Genomic DNA, 18,589 nt, shown 5'->3' with positions numbered 1-18,589 from the left:
AACATGGCACAAACTTTTGATTTAGAAGGTGTACCACTTGAGCTGCTTGATGTGGGTGAGCTTGCTTTAATTCACTCAAACTATCGACCAATGGACACATGGTTGTTAGACCAGCTCTTTCCTAATCGTCCTGTATTTAATCGTGATGATGTTCCGCTTGCTGAAGTGACAGCTGAGCATGACTTAGCTCCATTGGTTTCACCACATCAACCAGGTAAGCCATTTGATACCAAACATTCTGGTGAAGTGCGTCATGTAAAGCCTGCTTATTACAAGCCTAAAAATCAGGTCACACCTGCGGAAACTTTTGAAATAGCTCTGCTTGAGCGTTTACGCACAGCAGGTATTTTCTCAACAGGCACCCAACGATTAACAGATCAAGAGAAGATGATTATTTCTCAAATTGCTGTTACGAAACGAAATCACGATGCAATTGATAACTCAGTTTTGATGATGGGAATTGATTTACTGAAAAATGGTAAATATGTTCTTCATTCAGATGACTATGAATACAACTTAGTTGATTATCGCCGCGATGCATCTCTCACATTTACACCACTTATCGCATGGAATGAAGTGGGTGCTAAGCCTGTAGACGATATCAAACTTATGATTGAACGCCAATTAGCTGCCGATGGTGGTGAAGCTAAAAAGGCAATCATGTCAGGCTCGGTCTGGTCAGCAATATGGAATAACGCAGACTTTAAAAAAGAATTCATCACACCGTATTCGGGTATTTCAGTACCTGTTGCACCGAGTTTTGGTGTTAGTGAAAAAGCTACATTCAAAGGTACTTTTGATGGAATTGAATTCTGGGTATATGACGCGACATACCGCTCAAAAGGTCAGGTGAATCGCTTTATCCCGAAAGACTTTTTCTCCTTAATTTCTGATACGAATGGCTCTGTAGCACATTGTAAAATTAAAAACCTACACGCTAATGGCATTTCTCAACAGTACTTCGATCGTCAATGGTACTCAGAAGATCCGAGTGGAATTATGCTTATGACGGAATCTGCACCACTGGTCATTCCATCTAATAAAAATGGTGTTGTTTGTGGCACTGGCTTCATCACCTTATAAGGAGGCTTAGATGCCAAAGTACATTGCTAAGCAATCTATCGGGCAATTTATGCCTGGTGAAGAAATTAAAGGGCTTGATGCGGATCGTATTCAGGCCCTTTTGGTATCTGGCGCTATTGAAGAATATAAAGAGCCTGAGAAACCCAAAACGGATGATTCTGATGCACGTTTGGCTGAACTTGAAGCCGAAGTCGCAGAGCTGAAGGTAAATGAGGAAATCCTTATTGCCGGAAAAGACAAAGCTGAAGCTGAAGTCGTAGAGCTGAAGGTAAAGATTGCTGATCTTGAGAAAGCCAGTGGTACCGAAAAGAAAACCACAGCAAAGCCAGCCAATGAACCCAAATAGGTGATGTATGTACGCGAATCGTGATGACATGGTTTTGCGATACGGCTCGAATGAAATTACTCAATTAGAAAAAGGATTAACTGGTGTTGAGTCGGTTGATTCTTACATTGAGGATGCTTCTGACATAGCTGATGGTTATGTTGGTGTACTCTTCAATGTTCCGCTTTCCGATCCGCCCAAAAACTTAAAAATCTATATCTGTGATATTGCACGATTCTTGTTGTGGCGCTCTAAAGCTTCAGAACAGGTTCGTCAGCGATATGAAGATGCAATTGGCTTTTTAAAGCGCGTGGCGGAGGGGAAAGCAATACTTCTAATTAAGAATATTGAAACTCAAGAAGTAAGCAAACCCAAAAAAGCTAAGGCTAGTGCACCGCTTGGAACAACTTATAAAGGCGGTGTTTTTTCTAACAATGAATTGGACAAAATGCCGAGTATTTTCTAATGACTAAGGGTAATGTTCAGTTTCACGGTCAAGAAAAAATCACGGAGTGGCTAAATCGGGCTTTAAGAGAGCTTGATGATCCGACGCCTCTTCTTAATGAAATTGGCTCAATCTTAGAATTCAATACGAAAGAGCGAATTAATACAGGTATTGGCACTGATGATAAACCATGGCAGAAATCTTGGCGCGCTCGGGTTCGAGGCGGTACAACGCTCCGGGATACATCGCGACTTTATAACTCCATCAAATATCAGGTTGTTAATGGTAAGCGAGTTGTTATAGGTACCAATGTGATGTATGCAGCATTGATGCATTTCGGTGGAATGATTAAGCCAAAAAATGGAAAGTTCTTAACCTTTAAAACACCTACTGGTGGATGGGTTCGAGTGAAATCAGTCACGATTAAACCAAGACCTTATCTCGGGGTTTCAGTCGATGATTCACAAGACATCCTATTTACAATTGAAGAATATCTTGAAAAGGTTTTAAAAGATGCAAAGCCAGTACTTTGAACTTGAACCATTCTTGGAAGCACAAATTCGAACAATTACCGCTATTGAGAATGTATTTACGCCATTTTCAGTAGATGATCTTTTTGAGCTACCAGTGAATGATAGCGGTGTGGGCATTATCTATGTCGGTGATCGAGTTGGTGAAACTGGAAGCAGCGGAAAGATTACTGAAATTTTTCAGCAGTGGCTTGTTGTTTTGGTGGTGAATGATGCCAGCGCTCAATCTGATGAAACTATGTCTATTCGGCAAAAAGCAGATCCTTTAATTTGTGCATTGTTATCCGCATTGCAAGGCTTTAATCCAAATCTTAAGCATTATCGTCCACTGAAGCGTGTTGAGGCAGGTGTAAAGGTTGGCTCATTGTCAGGTTCTGCTTACTTCCCCTTCTTATTTGAATCACAAGTCATGAGGGCTTATTGATATGAGTAAACAATATAAGGCTTTAGAGCTAGTAGGTCGCTTTAATAAAGGTGATTTTATTGGTGATTTACCAGAACATGAAATTGTACGATTACTTGAAAATAAAGTGATTGTTGAAGTTAAGCCAGAACCAATCCAGGCTACTAAGTCACAAATCAAAAAGGAAGCCTAAAACATGGCGATTAATCTTATCTCCCTACAGGGAAGAGTTTTTTTAGCAAAAATTATTAATGGTGTAGTTGGTCCTTCTTTCCCTGTAGGTAACGCACCAGATTTCAAAATATCAACTGATGCCGATATTTTAAAACACAATGAGTCAATGTCTGGTTATCGTACAACAGATTTTACGATGACCAAAACACGCTCAGTTACGTTTGAAGGTGAACTTGAAGAAATTGATGAAAATACCTTGCCATATATTCTTGATGGCAAGGTTACAGATATTACTGCTGAGACAGTTGCTGGTCGAAACTTAGGTACGGTTGTTCCTGGACAAGCAGTTTCACTTGGTGGCTTCAATATTGCAGATGTCGTCATTACTGACAGCACGGCATTACCAGTTACTATCGATATCTCAAAGTATAAGCTTGATGTTAAGTTCGGAACTATCACATTTAATGATGTGGCAGGGCTTGAAATGCCTCTGAAGGCTGCATTTAAAACTGGCAAGGCAAGTATCGTTTCAATTAATGACGGTGAAACAGCAGAATATGAATTGACGTTCCAAGGCATTAATACTGTCAATAATGAAAGTATTGAAGTGAAGTTATGGCGTACCAAAAAAGATCCTAAGACTGAATTTCCACTAATTCATGAAGATTTTGGTTCTTATAAGATTTCAGGTGAGTGTTTATCCAAGATTGAAAATGGGGCGGATTCAAAGTTAGGTCTATTTGGTCGCATGGTTACTATTTCAGATAACGTATAGCAGTAAACAGTAGGCACAAGGTGGCGTATAAGCGTCTTTTTTTGTGCCTGCTTATTAGGATCGAGTATGAATGATTTTTTCTTAATGTCGAATCGAAGTATAAATCTTCCAATTTTTAATCAATACGTTGATGTACAACAAATTCAAATGAAATATTTTGATCAGTGGGTTATATGTGCTGAAACAGTAAAAATATTTATGCATGAAAAAGAACATTCAGATGAGGTATTAGAAAAATTATTTACAAAGCATCCAAGTGAAGTTATTTCGATATGTGGCTTGGTTACTGGTTTAAGTACATCTGAAATTTTATCTCATGCAAAAAAACAAGATGATTTCATGCAACTTATTAAAGCTGTGTTGAATACTAATCATGCTTATTTCAAACCTATTAAAGAAAAAAGCAACAACCAGAAGAATCAAGGAGGCAAGTCGACAACTTGGTTTGATTCCTTTCAATATCTAATAAGCAAAGGACATCTACATTCAGAGATATTAAATTATTCGTACGGTACTTTTATTGAATACTTGAAGTCTGCTCAGAGAAATGATCAAAGTTATTTATTAAATATTGGTAATACAATGCGTGTTTCATATCATGCGGATCAAAAGGGTTACACTAAATATCTAGAAAGTTTGAAAAATAATTAATCATATTGTTGCTACAAGGAAGAGGCATAGCTAAGATCAAGAAAAAGTTGAGTTATTCCTAATGAAAATCATAATTTTAGCATTCTTATTAACAGCTTCTATGGGAGCTTTTTCTGCAACTGAAACCAACTCAATTCGCACTTCGACAGATTTTATTGAAGTGGGAAGTTCTCAGCGAGATATTGTGCAAAAACTCGGTCGCCCAGAATCAACATATGAATATAAGATAAGAGATAGAAATGGACGTTTAGTTTTTGCTACAGATTTTTATTATTCGATTGATGGATTGAAGTACACCATTACCGTTGTTGGAAGTCATGTGACTAAGATTGTGTGGGAGCGTTGATTGTAACCGAATTGTAAGTGGTGTTCGAATTGCGTGAAAATAAACTTTTGTAAGATTTTGAATATAAAGAATAAATTAGAAGTACTACGTATAAGATAGAAGGAATCATTATTTTTTCTAAAATATTTCAATACAGAGCGTTGTAATGCTTAGCTCTACAACTCTATTAAATAGAGATTTCAAACCACTAAACATAAGCTAACTACAGAGTTAGCTTTTATTACCCAAAAAAAGCAAAAAGCCCGTGACTCGTAATCATGGGCTTTTTTGTGTTCACCACTTAGCAGAATTAAGAGGAAAACCATATATGAATTTTAACCTAAAAATGCAGGTTGATAAAGTGATGAATAAATTATCAGAAAGCAAGGCGCTAAGAGTTTGGACTTATATAGTCTTCAGAGGACTAATAGTCTTGGCAATTATATGGAAACTAGCTCCAATACTTGAAGCAATAGCCAAAATTTTAGAAGTACTTAAATAAAACCGAACCAATAGAGGTCGGTTTTTTATTAACACAACTTACAGTAGTAAGTTTTTTTATTTCCAAAAAAAGTTATGGAAGTAAAAAATAGACTCGAACCATAACGACTTAGTCTAAGCCAAACCTAACCGTTTGGCTTTTTTATACCCCAAAGAAAAACCCCGAAAGTTCGTCGCTTTCAGGGTTTTGATTTTCAACTCACCGATCAAGTAAGAGGAAATAAGTCTATGCCCAAAAGTATAACAGCGATTATTAAATTTGTAGAGGCAATCATGGAAAAATATGGTTTTTGGAAAGTAACTAGTGCCATTCTTATGGGTATTTTAATTTGGCAGTTTTCAAATATTATTAATGCTTTTGCGACACTGGCAGCGGTTATCAAATGAAAGCATGGCGATTCATAGCAATCCTAATCACTCTTATTGTTTGTGTATATATCTGGAAAAACTAAACCGACCCAATAGAGGTCGGTTTTTTTATATCTGTCGCGCCTGTAGGCGCTTTTTTTATGCCCGCAGGAAAGTTGAGAAATATACATGGCAGCAGGATCTTTAGATTTTCGTTTAAATCTTTTAGCGAATACAACTGGGTTACAGCAAGGCATGAATGGCGCTAAATTCGCTGTAAACGCCTTAGTTGCTGCTATGGCTGCCGTCGGTGTTGGATTAAGCGTACAGGGTTTGGCTCAAGCAGCGGATAGCTACACAAATCTTTCAGCTCGAATAAACATCGCAACAAAAGACGGTGGTGATTTCACATCAGCAATGTCGGGTGTTCACCAAGTTGCGCTGATGACAAATACCACGCTTGATGCCACAGGGATGTTATTCACAAAAGTGAATGATATTGGTAAGCAGATGGGTTTGACGCAACAAGAGAGCTTAGATCTTGTTAAAACCATTAACATGGCAGTTCAAACAGGTGGCGGTTCTGCTGCATCGAGTGAAGCTGCAATCACTCAGTTGACGCAGGCATTACAATCAGGCGTATTGCGTGGTGATGAGTTCAACTCAATTATGGAGCAAGCACCGGGTATCTCAAGTGCTTTAGCGAAATCATTAGGTGTTACAACCGGTGAACTTCGCAAAATGGCAGGTGAAGGCCAGTTAAGCGCAACCAAAGTTATTAAAGCGTTAAAAGAGCAATCTGCATCAATTCAAGCTGATTACGATAAATTTCCGCTCACTATTGGTAATGCGCTACAAAAAATTCAAACACAGTGGCAAATCACAATTGGAACAATGGACCAAGCGAATGGTGCAAGTGCAACTGTGGCTCAGTGGCTATCTACGCTTGCTGACAATATGGGTATTGTTACCGCACTATTAGACGATCTTGGCAATGGTTTTGTTTGGGCGGGGAATCAGCTTAAAACGGTAGATTCTGCAACAATAGAAGCCCTAAAAACCGCTTTGATGACTGCTTATGAGGCATTAAAAGAACTAGGATCAACAGTCGGTATCGCATTCGAAGCAGCTGTTGAAGTGATTAACACTGTTCTGGGGCAGCTATTCGATTTTGGAAGTGCTATAGATACTGCTGATGATCAAACCAATGGATTTACCAAAACTTTACAAGTCATCAATATTGCAATCGGTGCGCTTAGTGATGGTTTTTCAGTAATCGGAATCGGGGTAAATCTGTTTGTTGGAGCGTTATACTCAGCCGCATCAGCTTGGGCTAATTTAGTCTCTAAGTTCTCTTGGGGTGATGTAAAAACAGAAGCTATTGCAAGCATGACGGCAATGCAAGCAAAGTCGGAAGAGTATTACCAAAAAGCCTCTGATGGAGCAATGAACTTTAAATCAAAGACAGTTGAAGGGCTTGATGAGATTGGTAAAACCCAAGCTCAGAAGGATGCGGATGCGGTCGCATCATCCAAGGCTAAGCTTGATCAATTGCTTGCTGATCAAAAAACAGAGGTAGAAGGAAAAAAGGTAAGTGAGGGTGAAAAACTAAAAGCTGTACAAACTTATGCTGATTTAGCCATTACTGCTAATGGCGGTGTTCTTGATAGCTCAGTTCAATTAGAACTTCAATCGAAAGGCTACATGGTTGCTATTGATAGCGCAGGTAAAGCTGTAGTCACTTCGATGGCTGAGGCACAAAAAGCCACTGAAGATAGTGCGAAAGCAACCGAGTTGGCGCAAGAAAAAGCTAAGCAAGCTGAAACCGTTTATCAAGAATTTATTAAATCCAGTGCTGCTGAAAAGATTCAAATCCAAAAGCAAATTGAACAAGCCAAAGTCAGTGGTGACTTAACAGTGCTTGCATCCGCACAAGCATCTCTAGCTGCTATTAATACAAAAGAGGCTGAGCTAAATGAAATTCGTAATCAACGAAATGCGGAAGCGATTAGTGGTGCTATAAGTGTAAGCAAGGCTGCTGAAAGTGCTGCAAAAGGCGCAGCAGAAGCACTTGGTATTAATATTGATGTTTCACTTAATCAGGTTTCGAAAAGCTTTAAAGAGGCTGGCGGGCACGTTGATACATTAAGCAAGGATATAACAGGACTTGGCGCAACAGGTGCCAATGCTTCAAACCTGATTTATGAAGGGTGGTCTAAGTGGCTTGAAAAAGCAAAAAGTCCAGCTGAAATTGATTTTGCTAAAACAAAACTTGATGAGTTTGAAAAGAAAGGGGGGGTTTCAACACAACAAGTTGAAATGGGCATGCAAGCTGTTCAGCGAGCAACAGCAAAACTACCTGATAATTTAGATGAAGTTGGTGCTGCATTTGAGCGACTTGGCATTAAAACCAAAGAGCAATTAAAACTCGCAGCACAAAGCGCACTCGCTGACTTCAATACAATACAAGCAAGTGGTCAGGCAACAACTGCAGAGCTTCAAAAAGGGTATGAGCGAGTTGTTCAGGCTGCTCATGCTTCTGGTAATGCTGGTGTTATCGCGGCATCAGATGCAAAAGCTGCATCTCTAGGTCTTAGGATTCAAGTCGATGAGACTGGGCAAGCTACAATTCAAACTGCCAATTCAATGGAAGCAGCAATGTATCGGGTGGGTAATGCAACTCAATCTGCGCAACAAAATTTCAGGGATTTAGGTGCTACAGCACGAGAGGAGGCTTTATCTTCAACTGAGGCTTGGGCAAAAGCTGTAGATGCATCATCAGAAGAGTTCAAGTCGCGTGGTTTAACAGGGAAATCAATGTCCTCTTATACTCTTGAAGGAATTAAGGAGAAGTTAAGATTAGCTGGAATAACTGATGAAAAACAGTTGAACATGAAAGCAAATGAGCTTTTTAAAGCCGATGCTTCTACACGTAAGACCTCCATTACTCAAAACCAGTGGGATAAAGCAGGGAGTTTACCGGGTTTTATTCCAAACAATATCGCTATCAATTTGATGGCAGCAACAAACAAAGAGTATGTAGATGTGATGGTCTCTAAATTAAAACCAACATCACAGAATGGGAGTATTGGAAATGTGAATAATTTAGCCCCAAATATTCCAAGTACTAATATACCAACCTCTAGCAATGATGCATCAAAAACAGTTCGGTATGAATTTATATCTAACGGGAAAACTGTTGCGCTTTACGGTTCTCAAGGTGATGGTGATGGTGATGCGATGAGTGATCTTTTAAGCCAACTTGAGGCAATTAAAAAGAGTAGTTAATTATGCGATTAATACGCAAAAACACCCTAGAAGCCGTCTCATTAGAAGACGGCTTTTTGTGGTCTGATGAATTTGATTGGAAGCCAATTGAGCAAAAGTTAGAGCGTGCAATTGATGGCACATTAATTATTCAAGAAGGCAAAAAGAAGTCGGGTCGGTCTATAAATTTACAACCTGCCGACACTGGCATGGGGTGGATTAAACGTCGAGATTTAAGAAAAGTTTTGGCATGGTCGGAACTTCAAGAATCCTTTGAACTTCAGTTTGAATACCCACATGACAATCGACGTTTCAATGTGATTTTTAACCATGAAGCTGGTGCTTTAGATGCAAAGCCAGTCAAAGGTTTTCCCACAATTTCAGAAGATGATTATTACAACGTTACCATGCGGTTTACGGAGCTAGAAAATGGCAATTGAAACAAATAATCTTGTGCTCTATGAATCTGAGCGCTTAGCAGATACCAGTGATGGTGGTGGCAAATATAATGGCAAAGTCATTGTTGATGGGAAAAGCAATAATTTATTTGATGATATTGCTGAAATGGATCGCACCATAGGTGATGTATCTATGCGTAAAATCTTTCCAGCAGTCACTACAAATGACACCAGCAAGCTTATGGGTGCCACATTATTTATTTCTGAAAATCCTGTTGATCCGAATGTATCAGCCCTTATTTTTAGTACCAAATCTTGGACGGATGAACGTCAAGCTGCACAAAATCGTGTTGAAAACTATCTAGCAAAAGGCGGTCAGATTGCTGGTGCACCGCTTGATACGCACTGGCTAGGCATGAAGTCTTTACAAGTGGCTATGTTTCCAACAGAAACGGAAAGTTCAGTCGGTGATACGATTGTGCTTATCTCAAATGAGGGGAAGGCTTTAGAGCGTGAGCAATATATTCGCATCACGAAAGTTGAAATACGTACTGCAATCATGGTTGTGGATGGTAAGCCAGTTGAATATAAGATTGCCACTTATACGATCAATGATCCACTCAGTGTTGATTTTGTCGGCTTATCTGCAAAGCAGTGGTATAACGGTGACAAGTCAGTATCAATTATTCGAGATACGATTGTTGCAGATACAGGTAACTACTACGGCAGTGTAGGCTTAAAAACCGAAGCTAAAGTCGGTGAATACACCGTAAACGCCAATGACATTTTTAGCCAAATCATCCCATCTGCCCAGACTGAAACGCCAATTATTGATGTGAATGCTGCGGGTGAAAGCGTGGTGCTTGTTGCGGGCAATGATGCTGCAATAACTGTATCGGTTCCTACAACTGTTAGCGCATCTCAAAGCCTTTACTTGGGTTCAGGTGTAATGCCGTCAAGCTTATCATTTTTGCTTTTTGGTCAGTCGGTGACTGATCAAGGTGGGTTGCTTAAAACCTCAAGTGGTACACAAGTTGGCACGGTGAATTATCAAAAAGGATTGATTCAGTGGACCAGCGCTGCAACAACCGGCGCAACCACTTTAAGTATTACCTTTAAGCCAGCTGCCGCCCCGAATCAGTATTATCAGTCCTATGCTGTGCCAGTGACGCAAAACAATCAGAGCGCCAACTGGACTGGCGTATTAGTACCAACCCCCGCACCGGGAAGTCTTTCAATTTCATATATGTCGCAAGGTAAATTTTATGAATTAAAAGATGATGGTTCTGGGCAGCTAAAAGGATCGAGTGCTTCATTTGGCTCGGGTCGAATTAATTATGAGACTGGTTCGTGGTTATTAACCACCGGTGCTTTACCTGATGTGGATACGCCTATTTTGCTTTTATGGGGTACACCAATTACCACATTCGTGCGAAGTGGCTTAGCGGTAGCACCAGCAGGAGTTGACTTTACGTTGTTCCATAATGGTATTGCCACAGCAACGGTGACTTGGGTGCTTGAGGGGGTTGCTAAGACTGCGATACTCAATAGTGCAGGGCAATTCACAGGAGATGCTACAGGGTATTTGAGACGCAATATCGGCAAGGGCCGCATTATTCCAGTGAAATTACCACAGCAGGGCACTGTTTTTACAATCACCTATACCTATGGCGCTCCTAAGACGCAAAACATTGGCAGCGGCTCACCTGATACCACTCAAAAGTTAAACTTTACTATCGGCACCGGCGCAGCAATTGAGCCAAATAGCGTGACTTTGGATATACCAGTCAACAGAGAAGCTGGAGCGACTACAGGTGGCACAGTCACGTTACATGATGATCCAGTAGATAGCATGAGCGGAAAGCTGGTCAATCAGTTTGGTGTGCAAATGGGCATGATTGCATATGCCACTGGTGCATGTGAAGTAACACCAACTTTACAACTAACTGAATACCGAGCCAATTACACACCATTTTTACTATATGCAAAAGGGTGATTTTTATGAGTTTCTATTCACCACAGACATCAGGCTATACTGCAGTCATAAGTACGCTAAAAGCATTTAATGCGGTTACTGTTACTGTGAGTTATCGAGATACAGCGAGTAGCGGTAGTGATAGCAAGACCGTAACTGCCACAAATATGAACTTTGATTTAACCACAGGTTTTGATGAGCAAATCCTTGCGGGCTCGGTGCGCTTTAGACTCGGCAATGATACTTTTGTTGATCGGGGTGGTATGCTATATCGAAATGTTGATCCTGCAAACAATAGTGGGATTGCATCGGGCGTTATCCAGCATGGCAATGGCGCAATTGAGCTGACAAGTTGGACACCGAATGCTGATAACACACTATTGCTGCGCTCATTAGCAACAACTACAGATTTGCCGCCGATCAATCATATAAGTTTTAGAACACCGCTTATTCCAGTTCGGCCACAATCCCTTACTGTTGTGGTTGCATCACTAGATCACGGCAATTTAACGCTGACGTTTGATGAGCTTGGTAAAGTTGAAACAGATCATGCGCACGGCTCAATCAGTTACGATACTGGATTTGTAGATATCTACTTTTATAAAAAAACTAAGAAGACAGATAATCCATGGATACTAGATGAGCCTTGGTATGACCCATTGCTTGAGTATACAGATATCGGAAATACGGTATGGATTAATGTTCCGGTTTGGGTTGATGCCTCATCTATACGTTACAACGCGATTGCCTACACCTACATTCCGCTTGATTCTGAAATTTTAGGGTTGTCTGCTACTCGACTACCAATTGACGGACGAGTACCGATTTTTCGAGTGGGTGGCATTGGTGTTATTAGTGCAAGTAAGTCATTTGAATTACCAGATAATACAGCCGGTAAAACTTATAGTTTGGCAGATCAGCGCATTTCATGGCTTGAACTGGAAGATAGCGCGGGCATTAAGGTTCCGTATAGCATGTATGTTGTGGACTATGACTACGGTAAGTTTACTTTAAACGGTGATTTTGCACTCAATGCTTTGGTGCTACCACTGACTGCAAAATACCGCTATCAAGATATGCTTTTGATTCGTGATGTGCAAATTAATGGTCAGCTCACTTTTACCAAACCAGTGACTCACAATTACGATGCTGAAAACTCAATTGTCGGATCTGCTTTAGTGATTAACGATATGCAGGCGCGTTATACCAGAAAATTTGTACAGTTAACGTGGAGCAACTTGTGGGCAGATGAGGCAGTGGGTGGTGCGATTTCAGCAAACTACAATGATGCGCTATACCCGATTGCAGCAACAAATAACGGCAATATTCAAGAACGATGGGCTTTAGTATTCACAAGCGCAACAGATTTCCGCTGTGTAGGTGAATATTCAGGGCAAATCGGCACTGGTAATGTAAATACAGATTTTGCACCGATTAATCCAGTAACTGGTGTTCCATACTTTAAAGTGAAGAAAGAAGGTTGGGGTAGCGGCTGGGCGAGCGGAAACGTGCTGCGATTTAATACCATTGCCGCGACATATCCAGTATGGGTGATTCGTACTGTGAAGCAGTCTGAGCCAACGGTTTTATCGGATCAATTTCAAATCATGCTACGCGGGGATATTGACCGCATTGTTTAAAATTTAAATTAAATATGACCGCGATTGCGGTCTTTTTTATGGGTATATAAAAATGGTCGCAAGTAGTGCTATTAATTTTTTTACTAATACCAACAGCAATGCGCCGCAACTTCATAATGCTTATGGATCAATGATAAATGTTTTGGATGCGTGTTTAGTCAATGGTATAGCTATTGGGAGCATTAGTTCTCTAACCGCAACTGGTACTACAGTAACAGCGGTATTTAGTGCTGCTCATAATTTAATAAAACACCAAACAATCCTGATTAGTGGCGCAACTCAATCTGAATACAATGGTGAATTTAAGATTAATGCTGTACCTAATACAACAACGATCACATTTAATGTAAGTGTTGCTCCAATGACAAGCCCTGCTACTGGAACAATATCAGCTAAGCTAAGATCACTAGGCTGGGAAAAGCCCTTTAGTAGTGTTAACGGTAGTGGTGGTGGTAAGGCGGCTTATCGCTCTAAAAACACCATTCTTTCTAGTCGACCATATCTTCGTGTAGTAGATGAATTAGATCCGTCTTATTTAGCTACATATGCTAAAAATGCCAAAGTCGGCATTGTTGAAGATATGACCGATATTGATACGATGCTCGGTGTACAGGCCCCTTACGATAGTGCGGCACCCAACAAAAATTGGATGGGTACTGGTAGTGGTACATCAGCATTTAACGGTTGGGCAAAATGGACATATGCCGGAAGTATAGAAGGTTATTTTGCAGATAGCACTGCACCAGTTTCGGGCGACAGACCTTGGGTATTGGTCGGTAATGAAAATTATTTTTATTTGTTTGTAGGGATGATACCCACCACCGCTAACTATATTACTTACGGTTTTGGTAATTTTAAATCTTTCGTAAATGCTGATACTTCGAATACATTTTTAGCTGCTACTTTCGAATACGTGGCAGCAAACAATAGTATATTTCGTTCAAATACCACCCCATTAGGCTCAACTGCTGCTACATCAAAGTTTTTAATTTTACGTAACTATGCACAAACAGCCCAGTATATCCAGGCTAATGCCGCAGCATGCACTATGGGTCTTTCTAGTTACCATTCAGGTGTAAATGATTCTATAGGTGTATATACACTAACCAATGTTGCACCTTTCTTTCCTGTTTTTATCAATGAAACTGTATTGCGTGGAGAAGTGCCAGGCCTCTATTGGCTTTTACAGAAACGCCCTTATAGTCATATGCAAATCATCGAATACGAAAATGAAGTGTATATGGCTATCAATACCTTGGTTTCATCAAACAACCTGGGGCAACTCATACTCAAGATTGGGGGTGTGCCTTGAGAGTAAGTTCGACCGCTATTCCTGCAATTTGCTCCGATAATGATCTGTTATATACAACAGGTAAAGGTCTTTCTATCAAGGGTCAGGTGAAGGAAGTTGGTGCACCAATACCTTGCCGTATTCGTTTATTTGAGAAAATTTCAGGTCGTATAGTTTTTGAAACAGTCACTGATCAAAACGGTTTTTATGAATTTGACCATCTAACCAAAACCAAATTTTTTATTGTTGCTCATCATCCACTTTCGCAATTCAACGCAGTTATTCAAGACAATGTGGTGCCAGAATGATTACACCTTCTTTAGCCGCTGCACTTGCACAACTGCAAGCGCTGGCAAACTTTATCGATAAAGGTAGTAACAGTGCTACCTTTATTTTTTTTAACGATAGCAAGCCTGTAGATGTGACTGTTGTAGCGAATAGTAGTGTAAAACTGGTCACTCTGACGCTTCCAAAACCCTGCTTTAAGAAATTAAATTCAGACAGTATTGAGTTGCACCAGACTGATGCGGCAACCGTAATTAAAACAGGGACTGCAACATGGGCCAGACTGTTGAATGGGGATGGGGATGCGGTCGCTGATTTTGCCGTTGGCACCGATATTATCTTGGCTAACCCGAGTTTAATTATTGGTAGTACCTTGATGATGAACTCGATTATTTTAAGACCATCAACGTAAATGAGGTGGACATGTGCCGAACTATACTCCGCCATATCCCCAAAGTGTAAATCTTAATTTTAAGAATCCAGTTACTGGTTCAACAGATCTTGATTTCGGGGCTGATGAACAGAATTTCGCATCATTAGATGTGGTGATTCTCACTGAATTTATTGCTGAGTTAGGTGCTGAAAGTTATAGCAATGATTTTCTTGATGTTCAGATCAACACGGGGTTTGTGGCTGAAATCAATGGGGTCACAGGACAATTTGCTCAGCTTGATACCATGTTTCAGACAGGTTTTATTGCTGCGCTTAATGCCGTTCGAATTGATCAGTATTGTGCTGCTGATATCATCATCAATACAATGTTTGAGGCGAATATTGATGCTCTATTCGATATCAACTTTATTCGAGGTGTTGGAGCGTACTGGCTTGCAGAGTATCAGCGAGCCAATCCATGCCTAACTACACCCGATATACCATGGGCGAAATCAATCTTTAAGGCACATAACAGTGCCTTTTATTTTGAGCGCGGTTTGACTTTAAGTAATCAAGTATTCGTTGGTTTTGATAAAGCCGCAGCACTACATCATGCGATTAAAGCCATTCATGAGCAAACGACAGGGCTTTCAAGTTGTGCTTATTTAAAGTGGGAAGAAACAGAAAAGCAGTTTATTTCTTTAAATCCTATCTTTGACAAGTCTAAAAAATTAAAGATCAATCGTATTTTTGATTGGATTGAATTGGTACGCAAACGTAAGATTTTTACTTATTCACACGAAGTCGCTCATGTCTTTGAAAAGCGACTGACATTTGAATGGGATAAGGGCCTTGAGTTAATCACAAGTAGCGATATCGCTTGGGATAAAGCCAAGACGATTCATTACCGCAAACATCCGGTTCAACCTTGGGCAAAGCCTGAAATTCCTGAATATGTTGGCTCAACCGATCTGAATTTTGTTTGTCTTTGCCATGATCTGGATTCGCACAATGTCATCTTAAATTTTGGTGCCGATGATTGCATCCCCGGATTACCCGCTAAAAATTGGTGGTACATTTTGAATAGTTTGGAAGTAACACGTATAGATACTGGGCAAAAAATAATTGTGATGGATGGTAACTACAATACTGACCGTAGTCGCTGGTGTTGGTCTTATGGTTTGACAGTGCCAGCGAGTGAAATTAACAAATTTGAGCCGATCGCCGGTCAGCCGGTTATCTTAAAAATTATGGTGAATGGTAACGAGCATCACATGCTTTTAGAAAGTCGAAATCGCTCTCGTCGGTTTGCTCAAGAAACCTATACACTCACTGGTCGAAGCCAATCTGCTTTGCTCGATGCACCATCATCACCAACACGTTCATTTTTACAAGAGAATGAGCGAACTTCTGTACAGTTGGTGCAAGCTGAATTGGATCGAGTAAATAGTAATCTTCAACTCGATTGGAAACTGATTGATGAACTAGGTTGGATTCTTCCTATTAATAGCTTGAGCTATTCAAACTTAACTCCGATTGCTGCAATTAAATTGATCGTGGAGAGTGCGGGAGGCTTTATTTATAGTGAGAAAAATGGAAATACACTGTCTATTAGACCGCTATACAAAAAGACTTTTTGGGATCCAATTGCAATTGCAGACTATGACCGGTTGGTGCCGATCAGCTTAGTGAAAGACCAATCCACCGACTATGAAATTTACCCAGACTATAACGGCATAACGCTAAGTAACGACCGATCAGGCTTAACCGGTCAAGTGAAGCGAACCGGAACGAGTGCCAACACATTACTTGAAACAGTAAATCATTCACTATTTACGGTTGAAAGTATGGGTGCATTTGGTAAAGCAAAATTAGCCAAAGCTGGCATGGTTGAAAAGCATAGTTTGAATATGCTAATTAGTGCTGAAGTTGGCGAGTGTGTGCCAGGTGAAATTATTGCTTTCAATGCTGAGTGGTGGGGCATTGTTGATAGTGTGAGCGTGTCATTTAATCATGCTGCCGTGAATCAGACGATTAAGGTCGAGCGGGTGAGTAGGGATGAGTAACGCCTTAAAAAGACTGATTGATTTACTACCTAAAACTCCTGAGTTTGTAGGTGAAATCACTTCGGCAGACCACCCAAATTATAAAGTCTTGGTGGTCGATGGTACTGGATTGGTGATGTGCACCAGTAGCACTAAATATGCAGTGGGCACCAAGGTGTTTGTATTAGATCAAGAAATAAAACGAGTAGCGCTTTCGGGTGCTGTTGTTCAAATAGAAATCTAAAGTTTACTCACTACATAAGGCACCCAATCGGGTGCTTTTTTATTGCCAAAAATTAGGGGGTTACATGCAAGAGCATGAAAAAGTAGCACTTCAATTAATCTTCATGGGGGTTGTAATTGCCATGGCTAAGGTACTTGTAAGCACAGAGAAACTCACGTGGCGTGTGGTTGTTGGTCGTTCCATTTTAAATGGATTCGCAACACTTGGCGCAGGAGCTGTTTTAATTTGGATCTCAGATTTAAGCATGCTTGGTGTGCTTGGGCTAGGAGCTTTCCTTGGAACATTGGGTAGTCAATTTATTGAAGCGCAATTGCGTAAAGTCGTTAAAACCAAAGCAGGTGATATTTAAATGAAATTAATAGATAACTGGAAACAGTCATACAAACTTAAAACAGTACAAGTTGGCGCATTAAGCGCCATTTTTTTTGCCCTGAGTTTATTCTCCGAGCACTTTATAACAGTATGGAATTTGACTCCTCAAGATGCCAAGAATTTAATTCCTGAAAATTGGAAAGAGGTTGTAGGTTGTTTTGTTGGTGTTGCAACGGTATTGGCTCGACTCAAAGCTCAGCCTGAATTTCATATTCAGAGTTTTGCCAAACTTCCACAAGCGATAAGTAAAGCAGGGATTGATGCGATTTGTAGTTATGAGGGATTAGAGTTTAAAGCATACCTTGACAGCGCAAATATTTGGACGATTGGCTATGGAACAATTAAATATCCCAATGGAGTGCGAGTTAAAAAAGGCGATACTTGCACTATTGAGCAAGCCAAAGCATATATGGCTTCCGATCTGAAAAGTTTTGAAGCTGCTGTAAATAAAGTCAAAGTGCCACTTAATCAGAACCAGTATGATGCGCTCGTTTCTTTAACCTACAACATCGGTGTGAATGCATTTGCTAACTCTACATTGCTCAAAAAGCTTAATGCTGGTGACTACAAAGGTGCAGCTGCTCAGTTTAATGTATGGAATAAAGTCAAAGGTAAGATTGTGCAAGGGTTGGTGAACCGTCGTGCTAAAGAACGAAAGTTGTTTGAGAAAGCCCTCTAGGGGGCTGTTTCGCATAACGGCCATTATGTTAAATAGAAATAAAATTAGGTGATATTTACTTAATTCTGTTGCCATCTTGGTTAATGATTTGCTCACCATCTTCTTTACTAAAGGCTTGCAATTGTGGAGCTGAAAGAATATCTAAAACGACCTCAGAAGGTCTGCATAGTTTTGTACCAAGTTCTGTAATGACAAAAGGCCTATTGATTAAAATAGGGTGATCTAGCATTGCAGAAATAAGTGCTTCATCGGTCCAATGGTGGTCATCTAGTTTTAAATTTTCATAAGGCTCTACATTCTTTCGTAAAGCTTCACGCACAGATAATCCTGATTCTTGAATCAATTTGATGAGTTCCTCTTTTGATGGAGGTGTTTTTAAATATTCGATGATTAAAGGCTCTTGTCCTGTATTTTGAATAAGAGCGAGCGTATTTCTAGAAGTTCCACAAGCAGGATTGTGA

Annotated in this window: 23 protein-coding genes; 22 read left to right on the top strand and 1 reads right to left on the bottom strand. The window is 40.1% G+C overall.

Annotated elements, in window-relative coordinates:
• Positions 1 to 3 precede the first annotated feature (3 nt).
• From B9T35_RS17850 to B9T35_RS17760, 22 genes are all read left to right on the top strand, one after another.
• Positions 4 to 1,083 carry a major capsid protein gene (locus tag B9T35_RS17850; protein ID WP_086192593.1) on the top strand — a complete coding sequence of 360 codons (1,080 nt, stop codon included), beginning with the start codon at positions 4 to 6 and terminating at the stop codon, positions 1,081 to 1,083.
• A 10-nt stretch (positions 1,084 to 1,093) separates the two neighbouring features.
• Positions 1,094 to 1,429 carry a hypothetical protein gene (locus B9T35_RS17845; protein WP_086192591.1) on the top strand — a complete coding sequence of 112 codons (336 nt, stop codon included), beginning with the start codon at positions 1,094 to 1,096 and terminating at the stop codon, positions 1,427 to 1,429.
• A gap of 7 nt (positions 1,430 to 1,436) precedes the next feature.
• Positions 1,437 to 1,874: a gp436 family protein gene (locus B9T35_RS17840; protein ID WP_086192589.1), complete on the top strand. Its 438-nt coding sequence runs from the start codon at positions 1,437 to 1,439 to the stop codon at positions 1,872 to 1,874.
• Positions 1,874 to 2,386 carry a phage virion morphogenesis protein gene (locus B9T35_RS17835; RefSeq protein ID WP_086192587.1) on the top strand — a complete coding sequence of 171 codons (513 nt, stop codon included), beginning with the start codon at positions 1,874 to 1,876 and terminating at the stop codon, positions 2,384 to 2,386. Before B9T35_RS17840 ends, B9T35_RS17835 begins: the two co-directional genes overlap by 1 nt.
• Positions 2,367 to 2,807 (top strand): hypothetical protein, encoded by a 441-nt coding sequence (locus B9T35_RS17830; protein ID WP_086192585.1) that lies wholly within the window; start codon positions 2,367 to 2,369, stop codon positions 2,805 to 2,807. The genes B9T35_RS17835 and B9T35_RS17830 overlap by 20 nt, the downstream gene beginning before the upstream one ends.
• Before the next feature lies 1 nt (position 2,808).
• Positions 2,809 to 2,979 (top strand): hypothetical protein, encoded by a 171-nt coding sequence (locus B9T35_RS18495; RefSeq protein WP_171264325.1) that lies wholly within the window; start codon positions 2,809 to 2,811, stop codon positions 2,977 to 2,979.
• 3 nt (positions 2,980 to 2,982) lie between these two features.
• Positions 2,983 to 3,735 (top strand): hypothetical protein, encoded by a 753-nt coding sequence (locus B9T35_RS17825; RefSeq protein WP_086192584.1) that lies wholly within the window; start codon positions 2,983 to 2,985, stop codon positions 3,733 to 3,735.
• A gap of 66 nt (positions 3,736 to 3,801) precedes the next feature.
• Positions 3,802 to 4,386, top strand: a complete 585-nt coding sequence (locus tag B9T35_RS17820; RefSeq protein WP_086192582.1) for a hypothetical protein — start codon at positions 3,802 to 3,804, stop codon at positions 4,384 to 4,386.
• A 100-nt stretch (positions 4,387 to 4,486) separates the two neighbouring features.
• On the top strand, positions 4,487 to 4,732 hold the full coding sequence (locus B9T35_RS17815; protein ID WP_228147192.1) for a hypothetical protein: 246 nt from the start codon (positions 4,487 to 4,489) through the stop codon (positions 4,730 to 4,732).
• A gap of 244 nt (positions 4,733 to 4,976) precedes the next feature.
• Complete coding sequence (locus B9T35_RS18345; protein WP_139842054.1) at positions 4,977 to 5,213, top strand: hypothetical protein; 237 nt, start codon at positions 4,977 to 4,979, stop codon at positions 5,211 to 5,213.
• Positions 5,214 to 5,440: 227 nt separating this feature from the next.
• Positions 5,441 to 5,599 (top strand): hypothetical protein, encoded by a 159-nt coding sequence (locus B9T35_RS18490; protein WP_171264324.1) that lies wholly within the window; start codon positions 5,441 to 5,443, stop codon positions 5,597 to 5,599.
• A 150-nt stretch (positions 5,600 to 5,749) separates the two neighbouring features.
• On the top strand, positions 5,750 to 8,848 hold the full coding sequence (locus tag B9T35_RS17810) for a tape measure protein (protein WP_086192578.1): 3,099 nt from the start codon (positions 5,750 to 5,752) through the stop codon (positions 8,846 to 8,848).
• A gap of 2 nt (positions 8,849 to 8,850) precedes the next feature.
• The gene (locus tag B9T35_RS17805; protein ID WP_086192576.1) at positions 8,851 to 9,267 is read left to right on the top strand and encodes a hypothetical protein; all 417 of its coding nucleotides are present in this window, start codon (positions 8,851 to 8,853) and stop codon (positions 9,265 to 9,267) included.
• Positions 9,257 to 11,221 carry a hypothetical protein gene (locus B9T35_RS17800; RefSeq protein ID WP_086192575.1) on the top strand — a complete coding sequence of 655 codons (1,965 nt, stop codon included), beginning with the start codon at positions 9,257 to 9,259 and terminating at the stop codon, positions 11,219 to 11,221. The genes B9T35_RS17805 and B9T35_RS17800 overlap by 11 nt, the downstream gene beginning before the upstream one ends.
• A gap of 5 nt (positions 11,222 to 11,226) precedes the next feature.
• Positions 11,227 to 12,840 carry a hypothetical protein gene (locus tag B9T35_RS17795; protein WP_086192573.1) on the top strand — a complete coding sequence of 538 codons (1,614 nt, stop codon included), beginning with the start codon at positions 11,227 to 11,229 and terminating at the stop codon, positions 12,838 to 12,840.
• 52 nt (positions 12,841 to 12,892) lie between these two features.
• Positions 12,893 to 14,152, top strand: a complete 1,260-nt coding sequence (locus tag B9T35_RS17790) for a hypothetical protein (RefSeq protein WP_086192572.1) — start codon at positions 12,893 to 12,895, stop codon at positions 14,150 to 14,152.
• Positions 14,149 to 14,439 (top strand): hypothetical protein, encoded by a 291-nt coding sequence (locus tag B9T35_RS17785; RefSeq protein WP_086192570.1) that lies wholly within the window; start codon positions 14,149 to 14,151, stop codon positions 14,437 to 14,439. The genes B9T35_RS17790 and B9T35_RS17785 overlap by 4 nt, the downstream gene beginning before the upstream one ends.
• A complete protein-coding gene (locus B9T35_RS17780; protein WP_086192568.1) occupies positions 14,436 to 14,828 on the top strand; it encodes a hypothetical protein in 393 nt (130 codons plus the stop codon). Before B9T35_RS17785 ends, B9T35_RS17780 begins: the two co-directional genes overlap by 4 nt.
• Positions 14,829 to 14,841: 13 nt before the next feature.
• On the top strand, positions 14,842 to 16,854 hold the full coding sequence (locus B9T35_RS17775; RefSeq protein ID WP_086192567.1) for a hypothetical protein: 2,013 nt from the start codon (positions 14,842 to 14,844) through the stop codon (positions 16,852 to 16,854).
• Positions 16,847 to 17,077 (top strand): hypothetical protein, encoded by a 231-nt coding sequence (locus B9T35_RS17770; protein ID WP_086192565.1) that lies wholly within the window; start codon positions 16,847 to 16,849, stop codon positions 17,075 to 17,077. The genes B9T35_RS17775 and B9T35_RS17770 overlap by 8 nt, the downstream gene beginning before the upstream one ends.
• A 64-nt stretch (positions 17,078 to 17,141) precedes the next feature.
• The gene (locus B9T35_RS17765) at positions 17,142 to 17,426 is read left to right on the top strand and encodes a holin (RefSeq protein ID WP_086192563.1); all 285 of its coding nucleotides are present in this window, start codon (positions 17,142 to 17,144) and stop codon (positions 17,424 to 17,426) included.
• Between the two features lie 234 nt (positions 17,427 to 17,660).
• A complete protein-coding gene (locus B9T35_RS17760) occupies positions 17,661 to 18,128 on the top strand; it encodes a lysozyme (RefSeq protein ID WP_228147193.1) in 468 nt (155 codons plus the stop codon).
• A 55-nt stretch (positions 18,129 to 18,183) separates the two neighbouring features.
• Here B9T35_RS17760 and arsC read toward each other — a convergent pair.
• Positions 18,184 to 18,589 (bottom strand): arsenate reductase (glutaredoxin) (gene arsC / locus B9T35_RS17755; RefSeq protein WP_139842053.1); only part of this gene is annotated, 406 nt, incomplete at its 5' end.

Source organism: Acinetobacter sp. ANC 3832, from assembly GCF_002135415.1.
GTDB lineage: Bacteria > Pseudomonadota > Gammaproteobacteria > Pseudomonadales > Moraxellaceae > Acinetobacter.
Note: the sequence above shows the minus strand (reverse complement) of the source record. Positions and strands in the feature narration are given on the sequence as shown.

Bases quoted from the DNA above. Each gene is read 5' to 3' on its own strand.
- B9T35_RS17815 (WP_228147192.1), top strand. From the start codon at position 4,487: ATGGGAGCTTTTTCTGCAACTGAAACCAACTCAATTCGCACTTCGACA.
- B9T35_RS17835 (WP_086192587.1), top strand. From the start codon at position 1,874: ATGACTAAGGGTAATGTTCAGTTTCACGGTCAAGAAAAAATCACGGAG.
- B9T35_RS17800 (WP_086192575.1), top strand. From the start codon at position 9,257: ATGGCAATTGAAACAAATAATCTTGTGCTCTATGAATCTGAGCGCTTA.
- B9T35_RS17805 (WP_086192576.1), top strand. From the start codon at position 8,851: ATGCGATTAATACGCAAAAACACCCTAGAAGCCGTCTCATTAGAAGAC.
- B9T35_RS17825 (WP_086192584.1), top strand. From the start codon at position 2,983: ATGGCGATTAATCTTATCTCCCTACAGGGAAGAGTTTTTTTAGCAAAA.
- B9T35_RS17770 (WP_086192565.1), top strand. From the start codon at position 16,847: ATGAGTAACGCCTTAAAAAGACTGATTGATTTACTACCTAAAACTCCT.
- B9T35_RS18495 (WP_171264325.1), top strand. From the start codon at position 2,809: ATGAGTAAACAATATAAGGCTTTAGAGCTAGTAGGTCGCTTTAATAAA.
- B9T35_RS17850 (WP_086192593.1), top strand. From the start codon at position 4: ATGGCACAAACTTTTGATTTAGAAGGTGTACCACTTGAGCTGCTTGAT.
- B9T35_RS17845 (WP_086192591.1), top strand. From the start codon at position 1,094: ATGCCAAAGTACATTGCTAAGCAATCTATCGGGCAATTTATGCCTGGT.
- B9T35_RS17790 (WP_086192572.1), top strand. From the start codon at position 12,893: ATGGTCGCAAGTAGTGCTATTAATTTTTTTACTAATACCAACAGCAAT.
- B9T35_RS17840 (WP_086192589.1), top strand. From the start codon at position 1,437: ATGTACGCGAATCGTGATGACATGGTTTTGCGATACGGCTCGAATGAA.
- B9T35_RS17780 (WP_086192568.1), top strand. From the start codon at position 14,436: ATGATTACACCTTCTTTAGCCGCTGCACTTGCACAACTGCAAGCGCTG.
- B9T35_RS17830 (WP_086192585.1), top strand. From the start codon at position 2,367: ATGCAAAGCCAGTACTTTGAACTTGAACCATTCTTGGAAGCACAAATT.
- B9T35_RS17795 (WP_086192573.1), top strand. From the start codon at position 11,227: ATGAGTTTCTATTCACCACAGACATCAGGCTATACTGCAGTCATAAGT.
- B9T35_RS18490 (WP_171264324.1), top strand. From the start codon at position 5,441: ATGCCCAAAAGTATAACAGCGATTATTAAATTTGTAGAGGCAATCATG.
- B9T35_RS17820 (WP_086192582.1), top strand. From the start codon at position 3,802: ATGAATGATTTTTTCTTAATGTCGAATCGAAGTATAAATCTTCCAATT.
- B9T35_RS17810 (WP_086192578.1), top strand. From the start codon at position 5,750: ATGGCAGCAGGATCTTTAGATTTTCGTTTAAATCTTTTAGCGAATACA.
- B9T35_RS17765 (WP_086192563.1), top strand. From the start codon at position 17,142: ATGCAAGAGCATGAAAAAGTAGCACTTCAATTAATCTTCATGGGGGTT.